Source organism: Paenibacillus sp. OK076 (assembly GCF_900110055.1).
Taxonomy (GTDB): domain Bacteria; phylum Bacillota; class Bacilli; order Paenibacillales; family Paenibacillaceae; genus Paenibacillus.
The window spans coordinates 4,114,875-4,137,070 of sequence record NZ_FOCH01000001.1; the positions used below are offsets into that span (position 1 = coordinate 4,114,875).

The following is a 22,196-nucleotide window of genomic DNA, read 5'->3' on the forward strand; positions in this document are numbered from 1 at the left end:
TTAATACTGAATTTATACTTTGCCGCAGATCTGTCCTACCGGAGCAAAAACCGTCCCGACTACCAGACCAGTTTGGAGAAATCAGCAAAAGCTTTCAGATCACGGTCAATGGCTGCAAGCAATGCCAGACGATTCGCACGCACAGCCTCATCTTCAGCCATAACCATAACCGAATCGAAGAATACGGTGATCGCTTCCTTCCAAGCCGATGCAATCGCGAGCGCTTCAGCAGCAGCATGCTGAGACAATACCTGACGATATTCCTCATTGGTTTTGCTCCATGCTTCATGCAGCTGGCGCTCTCCTTCTTCAGTGAAGAGTTCTGCATGAACCGAAGCATTGGATGCTTTGGCAGCCAGATTACCCACACGGTTGAAGGATTCGACGGTTGTTTTGAAGGCATCTCCCGTTTGAACAGCTGCCATGAGTGCCTCACCTTTTGGAACTACCGCGCTGATATCATCAAATCCGGAAGAAATCACTGCGTCCACAACATCATAACGGACCGTTTCCGACAACAGTTTTTTCACACGAAGACCGAAGAAGTCCTGCAAATCTTTACGCACCTCTTCATCCGCACGTTTCAACAGGTTCATCTGAGCATGCACTTGAAGTGCCACGCCGAATACATCGGATAATGTCAGCGGAAGATTGTGATCCAGCAAAATTTGGACGATACCTGCTGCCTGACGGCGCAGTGCGTACGGATCTTGAGATCCTGTAGGAATGATATTGATCGAGAAACAACCTACAATTGTATCCATTTTATCCGCAGCACTCACTATAGCACCAACGAGCGAAGCAGGAGATTGATCCCCGGCAAAGCGTGGCTGATAGTGCTCAAACACCGCTTTGGCCACTTCTTCTTTTTCACCAGCTTTGCGGGCATAATCTTCACCCATCACACCTTGCAGTTCAGGGAATTCTCCCACCATAAGTGTAACAAGGTCGAATTTGCAGATATCTGCTGAACGACTCACCGCTTCGGCTACATCATCAGATACTTGCAGTTTGCTAGCCAAACCATCCGCAATTTTGCGAATACGGCGAACTTTATCTCCAACCGTTCCCAGCTCTTCCTGGAAGACGATACTTTCCAGTTTCGATAACGCATCCTTGATCTCCAGCTTCTGGTCTTCCTCGTAGAAGAACTTGGCATCAGACAGACGTGCACGAAGTACCTTTTCGTTCCCTTTTGCAATGACATCCAGTGAATCGCTGCCGCCGTTACGAACCGTAACGAAGTATGGAAGTAATTGTCCATCATTATCAAGCACCGGGAAATAACGTTGATGCTCACGCATCGAAGTAATCAGTACCTCTTGTGGAATATTCAAAAATGAAGATTCGAATGTTCCGAACAGCACTGTTGGTGTCTCAACCAGGAACAGAACCTCTTCGAGCAAATCTTCCTTGATTGCAATATCCCATTTTTTCTCGGCAGCCAGTGCCTGGATCTGGGATACAATCATCTGCTCACGTTCTTTGATATCTGCAATGACGTGCTCGGAACGAAGCACTTCCACATACGAAGCGGGATCCGAAATAACCGCCTCTTTACCTAGGAAACGATGTCCACGTGTTACATTGCCAGACTTTACGCCTGCAACTTCCAACTCAATAACATCGTTACCGAGCAGAGCGACAATCCAGCGAATCGGACGTACGAATTTGAAATCATACGAAGCCCAGCGCATGAATTTCGGGAACGTCATGGCATGCAGTATAGCCAGCAAACCCTGACCGATTACAGAGGCCGTTTCCACGCCTTTGCTGCTCTTGGTCGCGTAGATATATTCCACGCCGCTCAGTTCCTTGAATGTGAACTGATCCGGTTCAACACCCTGACTGCGGGCAAAACCGAGCGCAGCTTTACTCCAGTTACCACTGTCGTCCAATGCGATTTTACGGGAAGGTCCTTTTACTTCTTCCTCCACGTCCTCCTGTTTCTCGGCAACATCCTTGATCAAAACAGCCAGACGGCGCGGTGTAGCATAGGCATTCACTTCACCATAAGCAATGCGGGATGCATCCAGCCATTTCACAACACGATCCTGCAGCTGTTCAATTGCTGCTCGCATGAAGCGAGCAGGCACTTCTTCCAGACCAATTTCAAACAACAGATCCTTAGACATGCTCAGCTCCCCCTTTCTTGATCAGCGGGAAGCCGAGCTTCTCACGCTCTTCCACATATGTTGCAGCTACTTGACGAGCCAGATTACGCACACGGGTAATGTACCCGGTACGCTCCGTTACACTGATTGCTCCTCGCGCATCCAGCAGGTTGAACGTATGTGAACATTTCAACACATAGTCGTATGCCGGAAAAACCAGATTCTGTGCCATTGCCTTGTTCGCTTCCTCTTCATGCATGTTGAAGAGCGTAAACAACATTTTGACATCAGATACTTCAAACGTATATTTGGAGTGTTCGAATTCAGGCTGACGGAACACATCACCATATGTAATGCCGTCTACCCATTCCAGTTCAAACACATTTTCTTTTTCCTGAATGTATGAAGCAAGACGCTCCATACCATACGTAATCTCAACCGCTACCGGGTTCGTCTCGATCCCACCGACTTGTTGGAAATACGTAAATTGGGTGATCTCCATACCGTCCAGCCATACTTCCCAGCCAAGACCCGCACAGCCGAGGGAAGGGTTCTCCCAGTTGTCTTCAACAAACCGAATATCATGTTTGAGCGGATCAATGCCCAATTGTTTCAGACTTTCCAGGTAAATCTCCTGAATATTGTCCGGCGAAGGCTTGATAATAACCTGGAATTGATGATGCTGATAGAGACGGTTTGGATTTTCTCCATAACGACCATCCGAAGGACGGCGGGACGGCTCTACATAAGCTACTTTCCAAGGCTCGGGTCCAAGCGAACGCAAAAAGGTCATCGGATTCATCGTACCTGCCCCTTTTTCCGTATCATATGGTTGAACAATAATACAGTTGTGCTCGGCCCAGAATTGTTGCAGCGTGAGGATCATCTGCTGAAAATTCATAATCATGCTCCTTTTCGATGGTTTGTGGTGAACAAGCCTAGAACGGTACAGACAATAAAAAGCCCCCGTCCTACGCCTGTTATACAGACATAGGGACGAGAGCTATTCCCGCGGTTCCACCCTACTTGGCTTAGATATAAACAGGAGATCCTGTTCATTCAAGCCCACTTTTCCGTGTCATTCATGCTCCCGAGTGCCATTTCACAGACCGATTCAACCCGGCTCCCACCATCCCCGGCTCGCTCACACAAGATTAAAAAGGTCAACCGACCCCTTCTGCTCCTGAATGTAATAAATCCAGTCTCCTACTTTCTCGTTCAATGCATGTCTCCAAAAGAGAAATTATAGTTCATAATATATAAAAATAAGTACGAAGTCAAGATATATTAATTATTTCGTATCAAGACGACTCAAATCCCGTACTTTTCCATTTGATCAAGAAAAGAACGGGATTTGAGATTCAAGCCAAGCTGATGATCCATAAAGGCCCTCATGATTTTTTTGATCTCATCCCGGGTGCCTTCGCTCACCGATATATTACCAAGCCTTTGCAGATCCAGCTGTGCAAACAGACGCAAGAGCTTCAACGTCTTCGGACTAACGGACATCGCCGGAGGATCAAAGTGTTTGCAAGCACGGCACAGAACGCCCCCGAGTCTAGGACTAACAAATAATTGCTCATCCGGACGTTCGTGACCACAAGAAATGCAATCATCAAGCTGAGGTCCGTACCCGGCTGCCTGTAATATTTTCATTTCATACAGACTTGTGATGACGACCGGATCCTTCTCTTCCTTCAACGCCTGAAGACAGGCTTTCAACTGTTTGAACCAGAACGTGCCCGTCTCTTCATCCTGCAACACACGATCCAGCAGTTCACAGGCATAAGATGCATAGGAGGCCTTTATCAGATCTTCACGCAGCTCGTGATAAGATTCGATGATCTCACCTGCGTTTAGTGTCCCCAGACCGGTGTTGCGAAAATATACATATTGACCGTACGTAAATGGCTGCACCAGTGCAGCATGTCGGCTTTTGGGCTTTTTGGCACCGCGGACGAGTACCCCTACTTTCCCGCCGCTTTCGGTGCAAAGCGTAATGATTTTGTTCCCCTCGCCGTAGTCCATGCTGCGGATGACAATCCCTTCCACCCTATATAGCATGCCTCGTCACCTAACCATTCCCGAATTAGCCAATTAACCTTCGGCTTCTTCATCTTCAATCACTTCCCTTGCAGGTTCAGACTCCTGTCCCACCGAGCCACACGCCTCGGCATACAACAGATAGGATTCCACATCCCCCGTCATCGCAAAAACCTTCCACGAAAAATCTCGCATCGGAATTTCATCCTCTCTTCGGAAATGACGTCTGCTTCTACCAGATAGGATGGAGTCCTGCAAGGTAAACTATGTGATGCAATTACTGGATACTACATTTATTATTCGCGACCGAATCCCAGATCTCTCAGCACTCGCTCCTGGTTTCTCCAGTCCTTCTTCACTTTAACCCAAAGATCCATGAAGATTTTGGAGCCCAACAGATTCTGAATATCCTGACGGGCACGTTTCCCCACTTCTTTGAGCAAGGCACCCTGTTTTCCGATAATGATCCCTTTTTGTGAATCACGCTCCACAAAGATGACGGCTGAAATATAAACGACGCCGTTGTCCTGTACTTTCATATCCTCAATCGTTACTGCAATGGAGTGAGGAACTTCTTCGCGCGTCATTTGCAAAATTTTCTCCCGAATTAACTCGGCACAAACAAACTGCTCTGGATGGTCTGTGACCTGGTCATCTGGATAGTACTGCGGACCTTCCGGCAAATACTTGCCGAGCTGCTCCAGCAACGTGCTTACATTGCTGCCGAGCATGGCAGAAACAGGTACGATTTCAGCGAAATTGTGCAGCTTGCGATATTCCTCAATCAGCGGAAGCAGTGCTTCCGGCTCAATTTTATCAATTTTGTTCATGACAAGAATGACAGGCGTCCGCACATTTTTCAATTGTTCGGCAATATAACGGTCACCACCGCCCATGCCTTCCGAGGCATCGATCAGGAACAGAGCAGCTTCGACTTCTCCGAGCGTGTTCAAAGCGGTCTGGTTCATGTAATCGCCGAGCTTGGATTGACGTTTGTGAATCCCTGGCGTATCCAGGAAAACGATTTGTTGTTGTTCCGATGTATATACACCATGAATCTTATTACGCGTCGTTTGTGGCTTGTCCGACATGATCGCAATCTTCTGTCCAATGACTTGGTTCATCAGTGTGGATTTACCTACATTGGGACGTCCAATAATGGCTACAAAGCCGGATTTGAATGCTTGTTTTTTCATATGTTCCTCCTCAGGCGCCTAGGCCTGGAATGTATTGGTTTTTACTTTTTAGCAGAGTTCAGATCAGATGGTCCAAAAGCCCATGGCAATAGTTCGGCAACTGTAGTTTCCTGCAGATCACCTTTCAAGTTACCCAGAATAACTTTCATATCCGGTTCACACAGCTCGTACATTACTTGACGACATACGCCGCATGGAGCAATCGGGCCGTCTGTATCTCCTACAATGGCCATGGCTTTGAAACTGCGTGGTTGCTTACCTCCTGCAATCGCGCTGAACATAGCTGTACGCTCAGCACAGTTGCCTGGCGTATAAGCAGCATTCTCAATATTACAACCATGATGCACATGTCCCTCACTGTCAAGCAAAGCTGCACCTACACCAAAATGAGAATAAGGCGTATACGCTTTCGTACGTGCCTTAATTGCTTCTTGCATCAATAAACCATTATCCATAATTAATCTCTCCCTTTGGGGTGTATATAAAGTTGCACTCAATGAGTTAAGTTTAACTTAAAAACATTTGCACTAGCCTCTCCGCTGTCAGAACAACCTTACGATCGCTGTTATCCCCAGATTTTATTGATTCCCTTTTCCAAAGTGAAAATCCGGGGATAAAGGCGAACGCTTCGCTTCTACAGGTTTTTTCTGACCTCTCCGTTATTGTGCAAACCAGAAGTCCAACTTAAAAATGAGTCCAACTTTATAATTTGTGTGTAATATTAAAATCAAAACAAAAACAGAATCAGAGCAAACCCAGCCAGCTCATCACCGGCTTAATGAAAACGACACACCCGATGATGACGGCGAACACCGCAGCCAGCAAAACTGCACCGGCCGCGGTGTCCTTCGCCGCTTTTGCCAGCGGATGTATATGCGGATGCGCCAGATCTACCGCAGCTTCCACTGCTGTATTCATCAGCTCCGTCACAAGAACCAGAAAGACAGCTGTTAATACAAACATCCAGTCCGTTCTGGAAATCCCGAAAAAAAAGCCGGCTGCACACATCAAAATGGCGACTCCTGTATGAACTCTTATATTCCGCTGAGTCCGCAGCCCGTATACGATTCCTTCCGCAGCATTGCGGAATACCATCCCCCAGGAGCGCCTTTTCATTATCGTGTCAACCCGGCTTGGGCGAGTACCGCTTCCTGTTTGCCCATCATTTCGGCTTCGCTGGCTTCATCCTGATGATCATATCCAAGCAGATGCAAGAAGCCATGAACAAACAGGAACCCGAGCTCACGTTCAAATGAATGGCCATATTCTTTACTCTGCAGAATGGTCCGTGGAACAGAAATAATAATATCCCCCAGCACATCAGGCATTTCTTCCATTTCCTCATCCTCGTCCAGTTCGTAGATGATATCCAGCTCCTCATCCACAGTCTCATTCATTGCAAAAGACAATACATCTGTTGGACGATCAATGCCGCGATAGTCACGGTTCAGCTCATGAATCTGCTCATCATCTACGAAAGTCAGGGCTACTTCCCCGTCCGCAACACCCTCTGCTTCCCCTGCAAGGTTCAGCAGCTGTTCCAGCATTGCAATCATCGGTTCGGTAATTTCTTTATCCTGTTGTTCATTATTCCAAGCTAGGTTAAGACTCATTCTTTCATACTCCTGTCTTCTCATATTAGCGAATCAACCTGCTTCAGGCGAGGTTGGCTTCGGTTTCTTCATTTCTTCCGGATATTCAATCCTGGAGTGGAATATGCCCATAACGGTTTCCTTAAGGGTCTTGGCGACGATATCCAGCTCCCTCATCGTCAGATCACAATCGTTAAACTGATGATCGTCCAGCCGACCTTTAATAATCTTTTCGATCATGGACTCCACTTGTTCCACAGTAGGTTTCCGTAAGGAACGGACCGCAGCTTCCACGCTGTCAGCAATACCAACAATCGCCGACTCTTTGGACTGAGCCTTGGGACCCGGATAACGGAAATCATCTTCCGTAAAATCAGGTTCTACTCCTGCTTCCTCAGCCTGACGCAGTGCTTTGTGATAGAAATAATGCAGGAAAGTTGTTCCATGATGCTGCTCAGCAATGTCCCGAATAGGCCTAGGCAGCTTGTAGTCCTTCTGCATTTCCACACCATCGCGTGCGTGAGCCACTATAATGGACTTGCTCAGCTTTGGATCAATCGAATCATGCGGATTTTCCATATTGTTTTGATTTTCAATAAAATAAATCGGTCGCTTGGTCTTGCCAATATCATGGTAATACGAGCCGACCCGACATAACAACCCATTGGCACCGATTGCCTCCGCGGCGGCTTCTGAAAGGTTTCCTACCATCACACTGTGGTGATATGTGCCCGGTGTCTCTGTTAGCAGTTTGCGCAATAGTGGGTGATTAGGATTAGACAGTTCCACCAGTTTCAGCGCAGACAAGATGCCAAACGAGGTTTCAAAAAACGGCATCAGCCCAATAACCAATATGGCGGTCAGTACGCCACCGGCAAACGCAAATCCGATGCCGTACAGCGTTGTCGTCCGGTTCCAGTCACTTGAGTCAATCAGAGCCAGCGTGAAAACTGCGATCGATCCGAAAAGACAAACCATAATGGCGCCTTTCAGGATCGTAGACCGCTGACTTGCCCGATGGGTGGCGAAGATCGCAACAAACGATACTAACACGGCGAAGAATCCAAGTTCAAAGTCAAAAATCTGACCCTGATGTGTATTCAAAATAATGCTCGACAGCATGCCGATAATAATCGAGCAGACAAAGGCAAGCGATGTATCCAGCAGCAATGCAATTAGCATGGCTCCTACGGCAACAGGAGCAAGAAAGCCTACGTATGAATTCTCACTGGTCTGGAGTATCGCAGTAACATGCATAACCACAATCGTAATGATAAATATGAGAACAAGCATCAGCAGCTGAGCATTATTATATTTGAAATGCGTTCCGCTGAATTGCTGAATGTACATGAGAATCGCTGCAGACAACAGACAGGACAGCATAAGTAGTCCAAGCTGAGGCCAATAGTTCACTTCGTTTTTCAGCAAATCGTTCTCGCCCAGAAGGGTGTACATCTCCGGGGTAATCATCTCACCCTTGGCAACAAGCGTATCGCCTTGCTTGATAAACACCGTTTGAGTGTTCTCACGAGCCTGTACTTTAGCTTCTTTTGTACCCTCTTCATCGTAGAAGCGGTTGGACGTCACTACAAGACGAGCAAGCTCCTGCACAACCTCACGCTGCGTACGCTTGCTTAAGGAGCTCACACTCACCATCTCGGCCACTTTGGCACGAGCTGTTGTTGCCTCACTAATCTGGTCGGTCATTAATCTGGAGACGATATCCCGAGCGACGGCCTTCATCTCCTGAATATCATCCGAAGTCAGACGTGAAATTTTGATATATGTCTCTTCCGGGATGCGGTAGCTCTGCTCCTGTACCACATTTCTGATCTCTTCCAACAGCGTTTCGGAGTATGTACCCGCTTTCCGGTTGTTGTTGATAAAGTTGGAAACAAAGTCTTTCTGACGCTGTGGTATTTCATCACGATAGATGTCAATCTTGTCCTGACTGGAAATCTGATCATCCTGATTCAGTCGATCAATACGATCAAGCAGAGTCGTTATCAGATTTTCGTTCCGCATCTGCACGATCTGAAACATCGGCTGCACACGTTCAGCAGCTTCTTCTTGCGCTTTCAGTGTAGCCTTGGTATTCGGGATCTGCATGGGCGCAGCAATATTGACTTCACTCCGTGTGCCTTCCTGGATATCATACCGCTCAGGGAGCAGCTTGGAAGCAAGACCCACGTAGAAGAGGATCACCAGAAACAAAAACAGAAGATAGCGTGCCCACACGCTATACTTCCATCCTGTAGCTCTATTTTGAAAAGATTTGCCTTTTGACAGTTCCTTCGAGGTCATCGAGACAATCCCTTTCTATTCTTGATTTTCTGCGGCGTGGTTATAGGCGACGATAATTTTCTGGACGAGGGAGTGCCGTACAACGTCTTGCTCGGCAAAATAGACAAATCCAATCTCTTCCACTTGGCCCAGGATTGTATTTGCCTCCACAAGCCCCGACTTTTTGCCGCGCGGTAAATCGATTTGTGTCACGTCACCAGTAATGACCATTTTGGAGCCAAAACCGAGACGGGTCAGAAACATTTTCATCTGCTCCGGTGTCGTATTCTGGGCTTCATCCAGGATAATAAACGAATCATCCAGTGTACGTCCCCGCATATAGGCTAGAGGTGCAATTTCAATCAAACCGCGCTCCAGTGCTTTCGCAGTCTGCTCTTGTCCCATAACATCGTACAAAGCGTCATACAGCGGCCGTAAATAAGGATCAACTTTTTCCTGAAGATCACCAGGCAAGAAACCAAGACTCTCTCCCGCTTCAACTGCAGGTCTTGTGAGCACGATCCGCTTGACGCTTCCTTCCTTAAGTGCTGCCACAGCCAGCACAACAGCAAGATACGTTTTACCTGTACCGGCAGGACCGATACCAAATACAACATCACGTTTTTTAATTGTAGTTACATAGTGTTTCTGTCCAATCGTTTTAACACGGATCGGCTTCCCACGGTACGTCGTTGTAATCTCGCCTTTGAACAGATCCAGAAGCTGGTCTGCACGCAGTTCTTTTGCCAGCTCAATGGCATACTTAACGTCCCTTTCGGTTAACACGTATCCGTTACGTACCAATTGCAACAACACATCAAATAATTGTTCAAGCGATTCTACATTCTGAATGTTGCCATGGATTACAATCTCCGCTTCACGGGATGCGATCTGGGCAGGAATCTCGGATTCAATTTGTTTCAGAAAAATATCTTGGGGTCCAAAAAGAGATTGACCCTCTCCCGCACTTTGGAGGGAGATTCGTATGCTGCGTGTTTGCTCTGACAAATAGCCTCATTCTCCTTGACTATGGACTAACGGAAGTTCTTCCGCAATGCTTTCTTCCACTTCAAATAATACTTTCATATAAACTTTACCATTCTCTTTCTTCTCATGCAAAATTTTTTCGCTTAAAATTTTCGTTCCTTTGCCGTTTTTAGCGATAATATCGTTTCTTGCTCCTTCCAATCCTTTCGTTCTAGCCCATTCAACCGTGTGCTGCTCCTCTTGTTCCCGCGTTTCCAAATCTTTCTCTGTCAGCCATCCCATGGGAAGTGTGAAGGATCTCCAGGTCAGCGGCTTATGATCACTTTCGGTATCAAATGTGGTAAAAGGCGTATTCCCGTATCCCCAGAGTTGTACCGCCCATTTCCCCAGCACAATGTAAAAACGTTCCTTGCTTTCTCCAGTCATTGTATTATGTTTCTGCACAAGAGGGACTTCGACTTGATATTCACGCCATACCAGTCCGCGCACTTCCCCTTTGGCAACAATGGTCTTTGTATTCTCTTCATCTCCCAAAATACCGGATATCAGGACCTGTCCCTTCTTGACACGCATGTCCTTCTGCACGACAGGGCGCCCCTGCTCGGCATAAATTTGAGTGATTACAGCATCTGTTTTACTGACCAAGTGTCTCGGGTTCAGCAGTGGTTCACGCTTGGGCTGTGCTGACTCCACAACCTGGATGGTGATGGTTGTCCCTTCTTTGCTCACCCCGATCCAGGTTACATCTGGAAGAGCCAGCGCGAGCTGTCTGGAGAGCTTGTCCTGGCTTTGCAGCCGAAATCCCCACTGGAAGGGATAGATACCTTCTTTCTTTGCTGCTGCGAGCACTTCATCCGTGGGAATCGTCACATTGCCTTTCACTTCTACATCCCAAACCATCGATGACAATGCAAACAGAGCTGCTACAAAAAACAACATGCCGCCCAGAAAGAACTTCCTTCTTAGCAAACGGGCTGCAAAAAAAGGAAACCCACTTCGGTGTGTCACCTTTACCCGGCAGCCTGTCCGTTTCAGCAAAGGACGCAGCCTGAAAAAATGCGGTAGCAGAATATTCATTTCTGCCTTGCGTCCGTCATGGGCACGCAGGTCCCATACTTCCAGTCCCTGCTCTGCCAGCGTATTGATTAATGCTTCAATATCCCCCCCAGTAACCGTGATTCGGACTGCTCCGCGCAGTTTGTACAGACTGGGCTGCTTCATCCGTTCCCCTCCGCTCCATTCATATGAATATCCAGAATTGTTCCTTCAACAGCTACTTCATCCGGCAAAATATTTCGAATCATCAGTTCAGTCCCTTTGATCTCCAACTGACCCTGTGAGAGAGCCAGAACGATGCGATCCGGTGTAAAATGAATGACACCACGATGATTCTCTATATACAATTGCTTTGTGCCGATCAGGGTTAACCGTGGCATATCGTAAAGCACGTCCTGCGGCAGATCCAGAACTTCACTGGTCCATCTGCGCAGCTTGCGGCTGATCCGGGTCATTCGAAGGTCTTCCCCCTTCCTCTACAGTTCAACTTATGCGCAGATTCCTGAAATTATGAAAACTACGGAACGTGTTAGATGTGAAAATAAAAAGAGGCCTAAACAGAAAAAAGCCGTCGTCTGGGATTATGCTCACCAGAGACGGCTTTTCACTTATTAAAACCATATGAAGTTATAGTTTGCCTCGTGTCCCAAAGGGTTGTTTAGAGCGCGGAGAACCGAGAACTTCTGCCCACAACACACCAGTACGAATGTCTTCCCGGCGAAGCTGGGACGTTCCAGACTCACTGGATGAAACTTCATCCCAACCCGAGTCAGACACAACCGGTGTATTTGCAGTAGAAATACGATCCAGTCGCTCTCGAATTTCACGTTGTCGTTGCTCCATCACTTTCATTTGTTCTTCAAGCGAGTTTGCCATTCCACCCAAAGAACTCCGTCCTCCTAAATCGTCATCAACGGGACGAGCAGATGTCGTCGCCGGCTCTGAATAGGTTTGATCATAACGATCATCATACTGATCATCTTCATACCGCTCATCGTACCGTTCGTCATACTGCTCGTCATAGCGGGGATCAGAAGGAGCCGATGACTGCTGCGGTGCAGTATTCCCCCGCGAGCGATCATCCCGATCTGAATCACCACTCCCTCCAAACGTTGGCATCCCGTTACTTGGACGCTTTTTATTCGGATCAGCCGACTTGGCTGCTTTTCCAATGAAGGAAAAGAGTGCAAAAGCGATGACTGCTACAATATACAGATTGTTAAAAATCCATTCAAATAGGCCCATATGCACTCACCGCCTATCTTCCGTTTTTGGAATCACCCTGATCGTTGGAGTTCGAACCTTCACCAGGTTTTCCCAATGTGTTACGCATTTGAGTATCTGCTTCAATGTTTTTCAGGTTCATGTAGTCCATTACACCAATTTTACCGCTGCGGAGTGCTTCAGACATTGCCAGAGGTACTTGAGATTCGGACTCAACCACACGCGCTCTCATTTCCACTACGCGCGCTTTCATCTCTTGCTCTTGAGCTACGGCCATAGCACGACGTTCTTCCGCTTTCGCCTGTGCAATACGTTTGTCAGCCTCTGCCTGCTCCGTTTGCAGGAAGGCACCAATGTTTTTACCTACATCCACGTCCGCGATATCAATAGACAGGATTTCAAAAGCGGTACCTGCATCCAGACCTTTGGACAATACGGTACGGGAGATGAGATCCGGATTTTCCAGGACGTCTTTATGGGAATTCGAGGAACCGTTCGTACTTACGATACCTTCGCCGACACGGGCGATAATCGTCTCTTCACCCGCACCACCGACGAGGCGGTCAATATTGGCACGAACCGTAACCCGTGCTCTTACTTTAACTTCGATACCATCTTTGGCTACCGCAGAAACAATCGGTGTTTCAATAACACGTGGGTTTACACTCATCTGTACGGCTTGCAATACGTCACGACCTGCAAGGTCGATCGCTGCTGCACGTTCAAATTCGAGAGGAATGTTCGCACGTTGTGCAGCAATCAGGGCGTTGACAACTCGGTCTACGTTACCACCGGCCAGGAAGTGACTCTCCAGTTGGTTCATTGTCAATTGAAGTCCGGCTTTAGTTGCTTTAATCAGTGGATTTACGATCCGGCTAGGCGTTACACGTCTTAGTCTCATCGCTACCAGCGTGATAATCCCCACGCGTACGCCCGATGCAAGGGCTGAGATCCAGAGCATCACCGGGAAAAAGCTGAAGAATACGCTCAATACGATAATCGCAACTACCGCAATGAGCAAAACCGTAATCAAGGTTGGTTCCATAGTCAAAATTCCTCCATTTGCAATTTGATTTTTGTAAGAAACATGATAAAAACGGTGTGGAACTTTGCTGCTGTGCATTGATTCACACCACTCCACTAGCAGCCTCCGTAGAATGGTTATGTACATTGCCGAAGCTTTAATCAACTCCGGCAACAGAGCGGGCTACACCGGTAACGCTTGTTGAACCACAATCCGGGTACCTTCCGCTTTGATCACAATAATTGGTGTATCAATCGGAATGAAATCTCCATCCGACACCACATCGACGCGTTCTCCGTTAAATATCGCTGTTCCCGAAGGACGAAGTGGAGTCAAACTGATACCCTGCAGACCGATCAACTCTTTGCGTTCTGTCGCCGAAGAGTATCCTTGATCAGCAGACAGCCTGTCACTTAATATGAATCGATTCCATATGCCTCGATCCTTAAACAGAATAACAACGATTGCAATGACTACCAGCGCGGCTCCAAAAGCAATACCTAACGATATAAATGCATCACTTGTATCATAGGCGGCTCGCACGACACCAGCGACAAGCGCAATCGATCCCAAAATACCCAGAATACCGAAGCTTGGGATAAACATCTCCAGAATCATCATGACGAGTCCGACAGTGAATAATACCCATGTCTCTGCTCCGGCAAAACCGGCAATGTAATTGCCTGAGAAATAAAGCACAAAGCACACGATACCAACAATACCCGGCACTCCGAACCCAGGTACAATCAACTCAATGATCACACCGGCTATTCCGAGGAATAGCAATACCGTCATGACGACAGGATTGGTGAGAAATGTGGATATGTTCTCTGCGGTTGTTCTCTGAACGGTGAACACATCATCCTGACTGTAACCAAGCCAGGCGGCGGCTTCTTCCGGCGTGTTGCTGATATGGTCCGCATAACCCACTTTCAGCGCTTCTTCGGCCGAGAGAGCAATAATTTCACCTTTTTCTTTGGTTTTATTAATCTCAGGCATCTCCACAACCATGTTAACATCCGTCATTCCGGCTGCAATTTTGCCGTCACGGCCACTTTTCTCAGCCGCGCCCTGCATCTTGCTCTTCCAGAATGCAACCAACTTCGGATCATCGACATGTTTACCCGTGCTGTCCACCATCGCTGCCGCACCAATCATGCTGCCTGGCGACATTACGATCTTATCTGCATTCAAAGCCAGAAAACTTCCGGCCGAGGCAGCATCTCCACGGACAAATGCAACGGTTTCAATTGGGCTTTCCTTAATTAAAGTACCTAGTTCTTCTGCCGTGTCGACACGCCCTCCCGGCGTATTGATATCCAGAACAATCAGGCCAGCATTCATCTCTTCTGCTTCCTTGAACCCACGTTCCATAAACTTGCCAAGTCCCTGCTCGATTGGTTTATCTACCGGAATGATATATACGGCGCCACTTTTCTCAGCTGCATGCGCTGACGGTGATCCAATCCAGACAGGAAGCAGCAGCGTCAGTAGCATCATGAGCATCAATGGCCCCGTAAGCTTCTTCCGGCGCTTTCCCTTCACAAATAGTCCCCCCTTTTCCATTAATGTTATACTGTCCAGCTTATGGTATTTATTACGTACAATGCAACATTTCGTTTCAAAATCTTAAAATTATATTTGAAACCGGAAGTAATTGCAACATTTTAAATCCATAATCATATATATTATCCATTTAAAAGCAATATTTGTGAATTTCCATGAACAAATGAGCGCTTTCCGATCACATTTCAAATTCCTGTAGAAACGGAGTACCGTATCAGTGATATAAAATGGAAAAAACACCCCCTGACAAGTCAGGAGGTGTTTATTGATTTGCTTTATTGCAGAAATTGTTGAACTGCTTGATTCACCAGTTTGCCGTCCGCTTTGCCTTTAACTTTCGGCATAAGGGCCGCCATAACTTTCCCCATCTCGGCTTTCGAAGAAGCACCGGTTTCCTGGATGGTCTGCTGTACAATAACTTTAATTTCTTCTTCGGAAAGTTGTGCGGGAAGGTACTGGATGAGTACTTCAATTTCCGCTTTTGCATTTGCCGCGAGGTCTTCACGGCCCGCTTTGTCAAATTCTTGGAGGGCATCTTTGCGCTGTTTGATTTCACGACTCAGAATATCAAGCACTTCGTTGTCATCCAAATCTCTTTTCAAATCTATTTCAAGATTCTTGATCGTCGAACGAATCAACCGAATGTTGGAGAGTCTGAACTTGTCCTTACTCTTCATCGCTTGCTTCATATCTTCGTTCAATCGTTCGCTAAGATTCATGTAGTTAAAATCCTCCTAAAACTTTCTCTTACGAGCAGCCTCGGACTTTTTCTTGCGCTTTACGCTTGGCTTCTCATAATGCTTACGTTTCTTCACCTCAGCCAATACGCCATCTTTAGCGATGGAGCGTTTAAAACGACGAAGTGCAGCATCAATAGTCTCGTTTTTGCGAACTTTAGTTTCAGACACCAGTTTTCCCTCCCTCCGACCAGACCGTCCAAGAGCAATAACACGGTTCATCACCTTTCATTATAGGCGAAAGGTAATAAAGGTGTCAACCTTAACGTAATGATCATTTATTTTATGTGAACTTCAGCTCCATATTCATGCCTTTTATGCATAAATGGATCAGTCCTGATTTAGAGTAACTTTAATCGTTTATTTGTGAGAGTCTGACAAACTTGTCAACACCCCAAGTCGGGTCCCACCAAGCAAATGATAGTGCAGATGATGAACGGTCTGTTCTCCATCCTTGCCGCAGTTATTAATCAGTCGGTAACCTGTTTCTTCCACGCCGAGACGCTTGGCCGCTTCCTGCGCAGCCAAATGAATCTCACCGATCAATGGCAAGTCTTCCGCGGTTACTTCATTCATGGAAGCAATATGTTTCTTGGGAATAACGAGTACATGGGTCGGTGCAGCGGGATGGATGTCATGAAAGACGATGACATGGTCATTCTCCAGTACCTTATTGGAGGGAATGCTGCCCTCTACAATTTTGCAAAATAAGCAATCCATTGTTCATACCCTCCTTCGATTTTAAAATTATGTATACCCTTCTATCATACCGGAACTGAAAACTCACGTCCAATTTAACCTGTTCAGCTATGTGACTAAGATCGGAATTTTCAACAAAAAAACCTTTCACATCTTAGTGGACTGCTGAGCGTTCACCACAGATGAAAAAGGTCATTATACGCATCACACGTATTAATCCATCACACAATTCTATTAATAATAAGGTAATAATGTTAAGGCAGTGAGGCCAATCAGAGGCAGTACCAACCTATTGAACCTTCTGCGACCATAACCATAATAAGGGTAGGGGTAGGGGTAACCATAGCCCGGGAAGAATCCCCGTGCATGAGCAGGATAAGTAACCGGCATCATATTCGGTCCCCAGTTTGCGTTTGCATGATTAACTATGGCTTCATGCCCCACGGGAACAGCCAAATAAATCATGTCATCATCTACATTTTCCACGATGCCATCATAATGGGCACCGTCATGCATCTGTATACATACATAGCGATGCATGTGTTCCTTACACAGTTTCTTCGCTTCTACCTTTTCCACGATCAATCGCCTCCAGAATCTGTTCTGCTCTTCATCACCCTTTCATGGTATTCAGATCTGGGCGAAATGACACTGTGAATGACAAGAGTTCCAACATAAGTGCCTATTAAAAAAGAAAAAAGAAGCACCCCGTTGCAGTTTCCATGCGGAAGTCTGCTGTCGCGGACGTCTAACCAGGATTATTCCTGATCAGACGTCCGCCGGGGTGCTTAACATAAAGTTTGTCGGCTTAACTGTAGTATAACAACAGGATGAACCTGTATCTGTGAGCTATCTCACTCAACTGTTACAACGAATATATATAATGAGATTCAAACCAACAACACTCAATCAATCAGAGATCCCCCCTCAGGAACAACCTTGTACGGCCGGTTCCTGAGGGCATCCCAACCGAGGGTCATTCAATCGTATGTGTTCTGTGTTCAAGTTCCTATAATGTTTCCAATACTACGCGAGAGCCAGCTCCGGCTTCGCCCGCTGGAATAACTACAAGTTTGCGTGGCAAGCGTGCTCGCAGCTCCGGAACGTGGCTGATAATACCGACGGCAAGACGGTCATCATGCAGTTTTTCTAACGATGTAATGACGGTATCCAGCAATTCAGGGTCAAGTGTACCAAAGCCTTCATCCAGGAAGAAAAATTGCAGCGGGTACTGGCCGCGCAGCTGAATCTGGGCAGACAGAGCCAGGGCCAGTGACAACGAGGTCAGGAACGTCTCTCCACCAGACAAGGTGGACACCGGACGTTTGACTCCACCGTTTGCATCATCACAGATGACAAAGCCGCCGCCTGAATCCACCTCAAGTGAATAACGTTGTTTGGTCAGGAAGCGCAGACGCTGTGAAGCAGCCTGACTGACCTGCATCAGCTGTTCTTCTGCAATATACTCGACAAACGCATTACCTCTGAAAGCTGCTTGAAGTTTGCTAAGCATCTCACCTTGTCGGCTGACTTCCACCCGTTTGTTCTCCAACTCCGTCCAGCGAACATGTCGCTGCTGCACATCTTCCAGATCCCGTTCTGCACGCGCCTTGGCTCTAAGTGCCGCTTCATCCTCTGCACGAGACTGCTTCAGTCGCTCAGTGCATGCCAACCATTGTTCCTCGGATACAACAGCACCGCCCAGTTTTTGTTCCAGCTCACGCAATTGGGAAACAAGTTCACGATCACGCTCCCGATGCTGCTGAATTTCCGCCGCCAGCCGCTCTGCTTCCTGGGAAGGAAGGGCTGCTTCCACAACGGCACTCTCGGAGTCAAATGGCGATTGATCCAGCAATTGCTTCCAGCGTTCCTGTGCCTGCTGCAAATGCTCTGCTGCCGAGGCTGCTGCTTGATGAGCCATGACATCCCTCTTGGCCGATTCCTGTTTCAACGCATCCGCTTCCTTGAAACGCTGGGCTGAATCGGCAGCAATTTTCCGCAGCTCATCCAATCGAGTCTGAGCCGCAGCAATCAAATCCTCGACCCGCTGCTCGCCAACCCATTGGCGCAAACGTTCTTCCTTCTCGGCGAGCTGTTTGCTGTTCCCTTGCCATTCCGTTTGCCACTGGATCAGCTGTTTGTCCAACTCAACCAGCTTCTGCTGGAGGGACTGTACGAGCTGTTCCTTTTCCTCAAGGAACGTCACACTTTTGTTCAGCCGTTCCTTGATGTCTTCTGCGCGCGCGTCGCGCTCCTGCATCGCCTGGTGGAGGGCCATGGCCTGCTCTTGGGCGATGCCTGGCAGTTCCGCGGCCCAGCGGCCGTGCAATGCGGCTGCGGCGGCCTCGCTCTCGGCCAACCGGCGCTCTGCCTGGGCGAGTCCGGCTTGGCCGGCCTCCTGCGCAGCCGCCGCTTCCATGCGGCGCTGCTGCGCGCCTGAAGCCGCCTGCTGCAACGCGGCGGCTTCCGCTTGCAGCGGCGCTGCGGCTGCGGCCAGCGCCCGCGCGGCTTCGCGCAGTGCGGCGGCACGCTCCGCCCAGTCCGCCGGGGAGCGCCCGTGTACGGGCGAACCGGCGGACTCCGGCTCCGCAGCCGCAGGCGCGGCCTCGGCTGCGGCCGGGGCTTCGCCGGCCGCAGCGCCAAGCTGCGTCAGCAGGCTGCGACGTTCGTGCAGCTGCTGGCGCAGCCCAAAGCGCAGCTCCTGCAGCTCCGCATGCAGGCTGCGCAGCAGTTCCAGGTCCGCATCGCCTGCGGGCGGACCTTCTCCCGGCGGCGCCGCCGGGAGCGGGTGGTGTGCGGAGCCGCACACCGGGCATGGCTCGCCGTCGCGCAGCTCGGCGCGCAAGGCGGAGGAGAGCCGATGCAGCTCCTTCTCACGCATGGTTCCGCGCAGCTGCTCCTCCGCCTTGGCCAGCAGGCTCTGTTCGCGGCCAATGTCCTGCTCACAGGCAAGCAAGGCCTCCAGACCCATTGCCGCCTTTCCGATCAGATGCTGACGCTGTTCACTCAGACGGCTCTCTTCCTGGGCAGCCAGCTTCAGCCTGTCTGCCCCCTGTTCAGCCGACTGCTTATTAGCTTCCATCTCAGCCTTGTTTTGGCGCAATTGCTCCGCCGCAGTATCCAATCGATGCTTCAATTCCAGTGCAGCCTGCAGCTGTCTGCGTTCTTCGGACTTCACTTCATTCGGCTTGAGGCTTTCCTGTAATTCTTCCCGCCGTTTGCGGCCACGCTGCTGTAGTTCTTTCTCCTTCTCCAGCTGTTGTCCGATGACACTCTGCTCAGCCTGCCCTTTGTCCAGAAGCTGTTTAAGACGTGTACGATCCTCACGGAGCCCGTCACGTTCCCGCTGTAACTCCTTGGCCTGTTCCAGCTGTTCCAATCGAAGCAGCAGCTTCGGTTCTTCCTCAGCCATCTGTACACGGGCCTTCTCGGCTTTCTCGGCTTCCAGTACAGACAGCCGTTCATGTTCCACCGCTTGCTGGTGAGCAATGCCGGCTGCATCCTCACGCAACTTCTGTTGTGCTGCTGCGTCACGCATCGTCTGCAATGAAGGGAGGATCGCGTCTGCCGCCCCGGCCAGTTTCAGCCATTGTTCCCCAGCTTCGATCTGTGGTGCACGTGCTTTCAGCTTTTCGTGTTCCTCCATACGAGCCCGGCGCTCCTGGCTTAACTCACGGACTTTACGGAGCTGCTCGGCTTCCTTCATCGCTTCATCAAGCGTTTTGCGTGACAATTCAGACTGTTTCACAGCAGCTTGAAGAAGAAGCTCCGTTTCCGCCAACGTCTCTTTGCTCGCATTCCCAAGCCCCTGCTGCTCGGCAGCCAGTGACTGATGAACCATATCATTGTCCTTCACCCGCCGACTGAGCTTGATGGCAAGCTGATCTCCATACTTCTCCAGATGAAATAAACGTTGCAGCATCTGCCGTCGTTCACTGCCTTTCAGTGACAGAAACTCAGCGAATTTACCTTGTGGAAGCACAACGGCTCGCGTAAAATCATCCATTTTCAATCCGATTACATCTTCAACGCATCGGTTCACGTCTGCCAGTTTATCAGCCAGCACCTGTTCCTCTCCGTTAACGGTCTCAATGAATTTGCTGATGGTGTTGCTTACCGATACCTCATTGTTTCGTTTGAAGCGTCGTTCCACCCGAAATCTTCTTGTCCCTTCTGCCGATACAAGTTCAAATGTAAAAGCAACGGACAACGAATCCTCCGCGTGATTCATGATTCCCTGGGTACCGTTAACCGCACGTTCCACTTTTCCGTACATCGCCAGCGTAATCGCGTCAAGCAAAGAAGACTTCCCACTGCCTGTAGGACCAAAAATGCCGAATAGTCCCGTTTCCGTCAATACGGTAAAATCAATCTCCTGTGTCTCCCGATAACTTTGCAGGCCAGCAACTTTCAATAAAATCGGCTTCAATTTCCCTCGACCTCCTCACGCACACCTGGCTCGTCCTCATCGACGAGTTCCAGGAACAGCTGAACCAGACTGTCTTCAGGTAATGCCCCACCTGTCTGACGCTGATAAAATTTGCGGAAAAGCTCATGTACCGGAAGCTCGGATCGTTGCTCCAAAAGCCCTGCGGCTGCCATCTCGGGATACACCGGACGGATATGGATGATCCCGTCATGCGACTTACGGAGCTGCTGGATTTCTTTCAGAGACATGGCGTCATCCAGCCATACTTCCATATCAATAAAAGCCTGAGGATCACGCCCTTCATCCAGCCATCGATAAACTTCAGCCAGACCGCCACGCGCCTTCCAGCGCACAAGTGGACGTCCGGAGGTCAACAGCACTTCTTCCACGCTTGCGGCACCCCCTGGTGCCAGATCAACCATGGTGACGGACTTGCTCTGCCCCGCTTCGGAGAAACTGTAGGCCAGTGGAGAGCCACTATACCGTATCACACCGTCACCTTTTACTGCCTGCGCACGATGGAGATGCCCCAGTGCTGTATATTGCGCACCTGTTGACAATGCAGAAGGGTCGACCGTATAGGCCCCCCCTACCTGAATGGGACGTTCCGAATCACTCTCCACTCCGCCCAGAACATAAATATGACTCATTGCCAAATTCACCGTATCCGGACGAAAAGAAGCAGCCAGACGCTGCATTAACATGCCGACCCGGCGACTGTAAGCCTGACGAAGCACATTCTCGTCCCCATCCGTTGTCAGCAGTTCATTCAGTCGCGCTTCCGAGGGATATGGCAATGCAGCAATCTGCGCAGTCTCTCCAGTTCGCTTGGCATGGATCGTAACTGCTTCTGAAGTAGGCATACCTACAAGTGTAATTCCCTGTCTGTTCACAAGCGGGGTCACCGAAGCCACTCGCTCCGGCTGATCATGGTTTCCCGCAATCACCACAAGAGGTCTCCCTTGTTCCGTCAGACGCGCCGCAGCCTCGTAAAAAAGCTGTTCCGCCGATGCAGGCGGATTTACAGAATCATACACGTCTCCAGCCATCAATATGGCATCTGCCTGCTGCTCATCCGCGAGCCTGACAAGTTCATCCACAAAATCCTCCTGCTCTCGCAGCCGGCTCCGTCCCTCCAGCGTTTTGCCCAGATGCCAGTCCCCTGTGTGCAAAATACGCATCGTCCGTTCAACCCCTCTCTCATGCAAAATCCGATGATACAAATTCCATCCGACCGTTTTAAAAT

Annotated in this window: 21 protein-coding genes; all 21 read right to left on the minus strand. The window is 48.9% G+C overall.

Going from position 1 to position 22,196, the window contains the following annotated elements:
- Nucleotides 1-59: 59 nt before the first annotated feature.
- Entirely contained in the window at nucleotides 60-2,135 is a 2,076-nt protein-coding gene (glyS, locus tag BMY78_RS18445) for a glycine--tRNA ligase subunit beta (protein WP_090901598.1), read from the minus strand.
- Nucleotides 2,128-3,015 carry a glycine--tRNA ligase subunit alpha gene (gene glyQ, locus BMY78_RS18450; RefSeq protein WP_024628463.1) on the minus strand — a complete coding sequence of 296 codons (888 nt, stop codon included), beginning with the start codon at nucleotides 3,013-3,015 and terminating at the stop codon, nucleotides 2,128-2,130. Before glyQ ends, glyS begins: the two co-directional genes overlap by 8 nt.
- Before the next feature lie 410 nt (nucleotides 3,016-3,425).
- Complete coding sequence (gene recO / locus BMY78_RS18455; protein WP_090901601.1) at nucleotides 3,426-4,178, minus strand: DNA repair protein RecO; 753 nt, start codon at nucleotides 4,176-4,178, stop codon at nucleotides 3,426-3,428.
- Between the two features lie 33 nt (nucleotides 4,179-4,211).
- A complete protein-coding gene (locus BMY78_RS18460; protein ID WP_090901604.1) occupies nucleotides 4,212-4,352 on the minus strand; it encodes a YqzL family protein in 141 nt (46 codons plus the stop codon).
- 101 nt (nucleotides 4,353-4,453) lie between these two features.
- Nucleotides 4,454-5,353 carry a GTPase Era gene (gene era, locus BMY78_RS18465; protein WP_090901607.1) on the minus strand — a complete coding sequence of 300 codons (900 nt, stop codon included), beginning with the start codon at nucleotides 5,351-5,353 and terminating at the stop codon, nucleotides 4,454-4,456.
- A 41-nt stretch (nucleotides 5,354-5,394) separates the two neighbouring features.
- A complete protein-coding gene (locus tag BMY78_RS18470) occupies nucleotides 5,395-5,808 on the minus strand; it encodes a cytidine deaminase (protein WP_090901609.1) in 414 nt (137 codons plus the stop codon).
- 289 nt (nucleotides 5,809-6,097) lie between these two features.
- Nucleotides 6,098-6,469: a diacylglycerol kinase family protein gene (locus tag BMY78_RS18475; RefSeq protein ID WP_090901612.1), complete on the minus strand. Its 372-nt coding sequence runs from the start codon at nucleotides 6,467-6,469 to the stop codon at nucleotides 6,098-6,100.
- Nucleotides 6,469-6,966: an rRNA maturation RNase YbeY gene (gene ybeY / locus BMY78_RS18480; protein WP_090901615.1), complete on the minus strand. Its 498-nt coding sequence runs from the start codon at nucleotides 6,964-6,966 to the stop codon at nucleotides 6,469-6,471. The genes BMY78_RS18475 and ybeY overlap by 1 nt, the downstream gene beginning before the upstream one ends.
- A 33-nt stretch (nucleotides 6,967-6,999) precedes the next feature.
- Nucleotides 7,000-9,249, minus strand: coding sequence for an HD family phosphohydrolase (locus BMY78_RS18485; RefSeq protein WP_090901618.1), 2,250 nt, complete (start codon nucleotides 9,247-9,249; stop codon nucleotides 7,000-7,002).
- A 15-nt stretch (nucleotides 9,250-9,264) separates the two neighbouring features.
- On the minus strand, nucleotides 9,265-10,236 hold the full coding sequence (locus tag BMY78_RS18490) for a PhoH family protein (RefSeq protein WP_090901621.1): 972 nt from the start codon (nucleotides 10,234-10,236) through the stop codon (nucleotides 9,265-9,267).
- Between the two features lie 6 nt (nucleotides 10,237-10,242).
- A complete protein-coding gene (gene yqfD, locus BMY78_RS18495; RefSeq protein WP_090901624.1) occupies nucleotides 10,243-11,436 on the minus strand; it encodes a sporulation protein YqfD in 1,194 nt (397 codons plus the stop codon).
- Nucleotides 11,433-11,726 carry a sporulation protein YqfC gene (gene yqfC / locus BMY78_RS18500; RefSeq protein WP_024628472.1) on the minus strand — a complete coding sequence of 98 codons (294 nt, stop codon included), beginning with the start codon at nucleotides 11,724-11,726 and terminating at the stop codon, nucleotides 11,433-11,435. Before yqfC ends, yqfD begins: the two co-directional genes overlap by 4 nt.
- 172 nt (nucleotides 11,727-11,898) lie before the next feature.
- Nucleotides 11,899-12,516 (minus strand): hypothetical protein, encoded by a 618-nt coding sequence (locus BMY78_RS18505; protein WP_090901627.1) that lies wholly within the window; start codon nucleotides 12,514-12,516, stop codon nucleotides 11,899-11,901.
- 13 nt (nucleotides 12,517-12,529) lie between these two features.
- Complete coding sequence (gene floA / locus BMY78_RS18510) at nucleotides 12,530-13,540, minus strand: flotillin-like protein FloA (RefSeq protein ID WP_076288088.1); 1,011 nt, start codon at nucleotides 13,538-13,540, stop codon at nucleotides 12,530-12,532.
- Between the two features lie 162 nt (nucleotides 13,541-13,702).
- Nucleotides 13,703-15,025: an NfeD family protein gene (locus tag BMY78_RS18515; protein ID WP_090902595.1), complete on the minus strand. Its 1,323-nt coding sequence runs from the start codon at nucleotides 15,023-15,025 to the stop codon at nucleotides 13,703-13,705.
- A gap of 335 nt (nucleotides 15,026-15,360) precedes the next feature.
- On the minus strand, nucleotides 15,361-15,804 hold the full coding sequence (locus BMY78_RS18520) for a GatB/YqeY domain-containing protein (RefSeq protein ID WP_062835503.1): 444 nt from the start codon (nucleotides 15,802-15,804) through the stop codon (nucleotides 15,361-15,363).
- Between the two features lie 15 nt (nucleotides 15,805-15,819).
- The gene (gene rpsU, locus BMY78_RS18525; RefSeq protein ID WP_005547957.1) at nucleotides 15,820-15,993 is read right to left on the minus strand and encodes a 30S ribosomal protein S21; all 174 of its coding nucleotides are present in this window, start codon (nucleotides 15,991-15,993) and stop codon (nucleotides 15,820-15,822) included.
- Nucleotides 15,994-16,182: 189 nt separating this feature from the next.
- Nucleotides 16,183-16,542 carry a histidine triad nucleotide-binding protein gene (locus BMY78_RS18530; protein ID WP_090901630.1) on the minus strand — a complete coding sequence of 120 codons (360 nt, stop codon included), beginning with the start codon at nucleotides 16,540-16,542 and terminating at the stop codon, nucleotides 16,183-16,185.
- 213 nt (nucleotides 16,543-16,755) lie between these two features.
- The gene (locus tag BMY78_RS18535) at nucleotides 16,756-17,100 is read right to left on the minus strand and encodes a hypothetical protein (protein WP_090901633.1); all 345 of its coding nucleotides are present in this window, start codon (nucleotides 17,098-17,100) and stop codon (nucleotides 16,756-16,758) included.
- Nucleotides 17,101-17,530: 430 nt separating this feature from the next.
- Nucleotides 17,531-20,950, minus strand: a complete 3,420-nt coding sequence (locus BMY78_RS18540) for an SbcC/MukB-like Walker B domain-containing protein (protein ID WP_090901636.1) — start codon at nucleotides 20,948-20,950, stop codon at nucleotides 17,531-17,533.
- Nucleotides 20,947-22,131 (minus strand): exonuclease SbcCD subunit D, encoded by a 1,185-nt coding sequence (locus BMY78_RS18545; RefSeq protein ID WP_090901640.1) that lies wholly within the window; start codon nucleotides 22,129-22,131, stop codon nucleotides 20,947-20,949. Before BMY78_RS18545 ends, BMY78_RS18540 begins: the two co-directional genes overlap by 4 nt.
- Nucleotides 22,132-22,196: the final 65 nt, after the last annotated feature.

Bases quoted from the DNA above. Each gene is read 5' to 3' on its own strand.
- glyS (WP_090901598.1), bottom strand. From the start codon at position 2,135: ATGTCTAAGGATCTGTTGTTTGAAATTGGTCTGGAAGAAGTGCCTGCT.
- glyQ (WP_024628463.1), bottom strand. From the start codon at position 3,015: ATGAATTTTCAGCAGATGATCCTCACGCTGCAACAATTCTGGGCCGAG.
- recO (WP_090901601.1), bottom strand. From the start codon at position 4,178: ATGCTATATAGGGTGGAAGGGATTGTCATCCGCAGCATGGACTACGGC.
- BMY78_RS18460 (WP_090901604.1), bottom strand. From the start codon at position 4,352: ATGCGAGATTTTTCGTGGAAGGTTTTTGCGATGACGGGGGATGTGGAA.
- era (WP_090901607.1), bottom strand. From the start codon at position 5,353: ATGAAAAAACAAGCATTCAAATCCGGCTTTGTAGCCATTATTGGACGT.
- BMY78_RS18470 (WP_090901609.1), bottom strand. From the start codon at position 5,808: ATGGATAATGGTTTATTGATGCAAGAAGCAATTAAGGCACGTACGAAA.
- BMY78_RS18475 (WP_090901612.1), bottom strand. From the start codon at position 6,469: ATGAAAAGGCGCTCCTGGGGGATGGTATTCCGCAATGCTGCGGAAGGA.
- ybeY (WP_090901615.1), bottom strand. From the start codon at position 6,966: ATGAGTCTTAACCTAGCTTGGAATAATGAACAACAGGATAAAGAAATT.
- BMY78_RS18485 (WP_090901618.1), bottom strand. From the start codon at position 9,249: ATGACCTCGAAGGAACTGTCAAAAGGCAAATCTTTTCAAAATAGAGCT.
- yqfD (WP_090901624.1), bottom strand. From the start codon at position 11,436: ATGAAGCAGCCCAGTCTGTACAAACTGCGCGGAGCAGTCCGAATCACG.
- yqfC (WP_024628472.1), bottom strand. From the start codon at position 11,726: ATGACCCGGATCAGCCGCAAGCTGCGCAGATGGACCAGTGAAGTTCTG.
- BMY78_RS18505 (WP_090901627.1), bottom strand. From the start codon at position 12,516: ATGGGCCTATTTGAATGGATTTTTAACAATCTGTATATTGTAGCAGTC.
- floA (WP_076288088.1), bottom strand. From the start codon at position 13,540: ATGGAACCAACCTTGATTACGGTTTTGCTCATTGCGGTAGTTGCGATT.
- BMY78_RS18515 (WP_090902595.1), bottom strand. From the start codon at position 15,025: ATGCTCATGATGCTACTGACGCTGCTGCTTCCTGTCTGGATTGGATCA.
- BMY78_RS18520 (WP_062835503.1), bottom strand. From the start codon at position 15,804: ATGAATCTTAGCGAACGATTGAACGAAGATATGAAGCAAGCGATGAAG.
- BMY78_RS18530 (WP_090901630.1), bottom strand. From the start codon at position 16,542: ATGGATTGCTTATTTTGCAAAATTGTAGAGGGCAGCATTCCCTCCAAT.
- BMY78_RS18545 (WP_090901640.1), bottom strand. From the start codon at position 22,131: ATGCGTATTTTGCACACAGGGGACTGGCATCTGGGCAAAACGCTGGAG.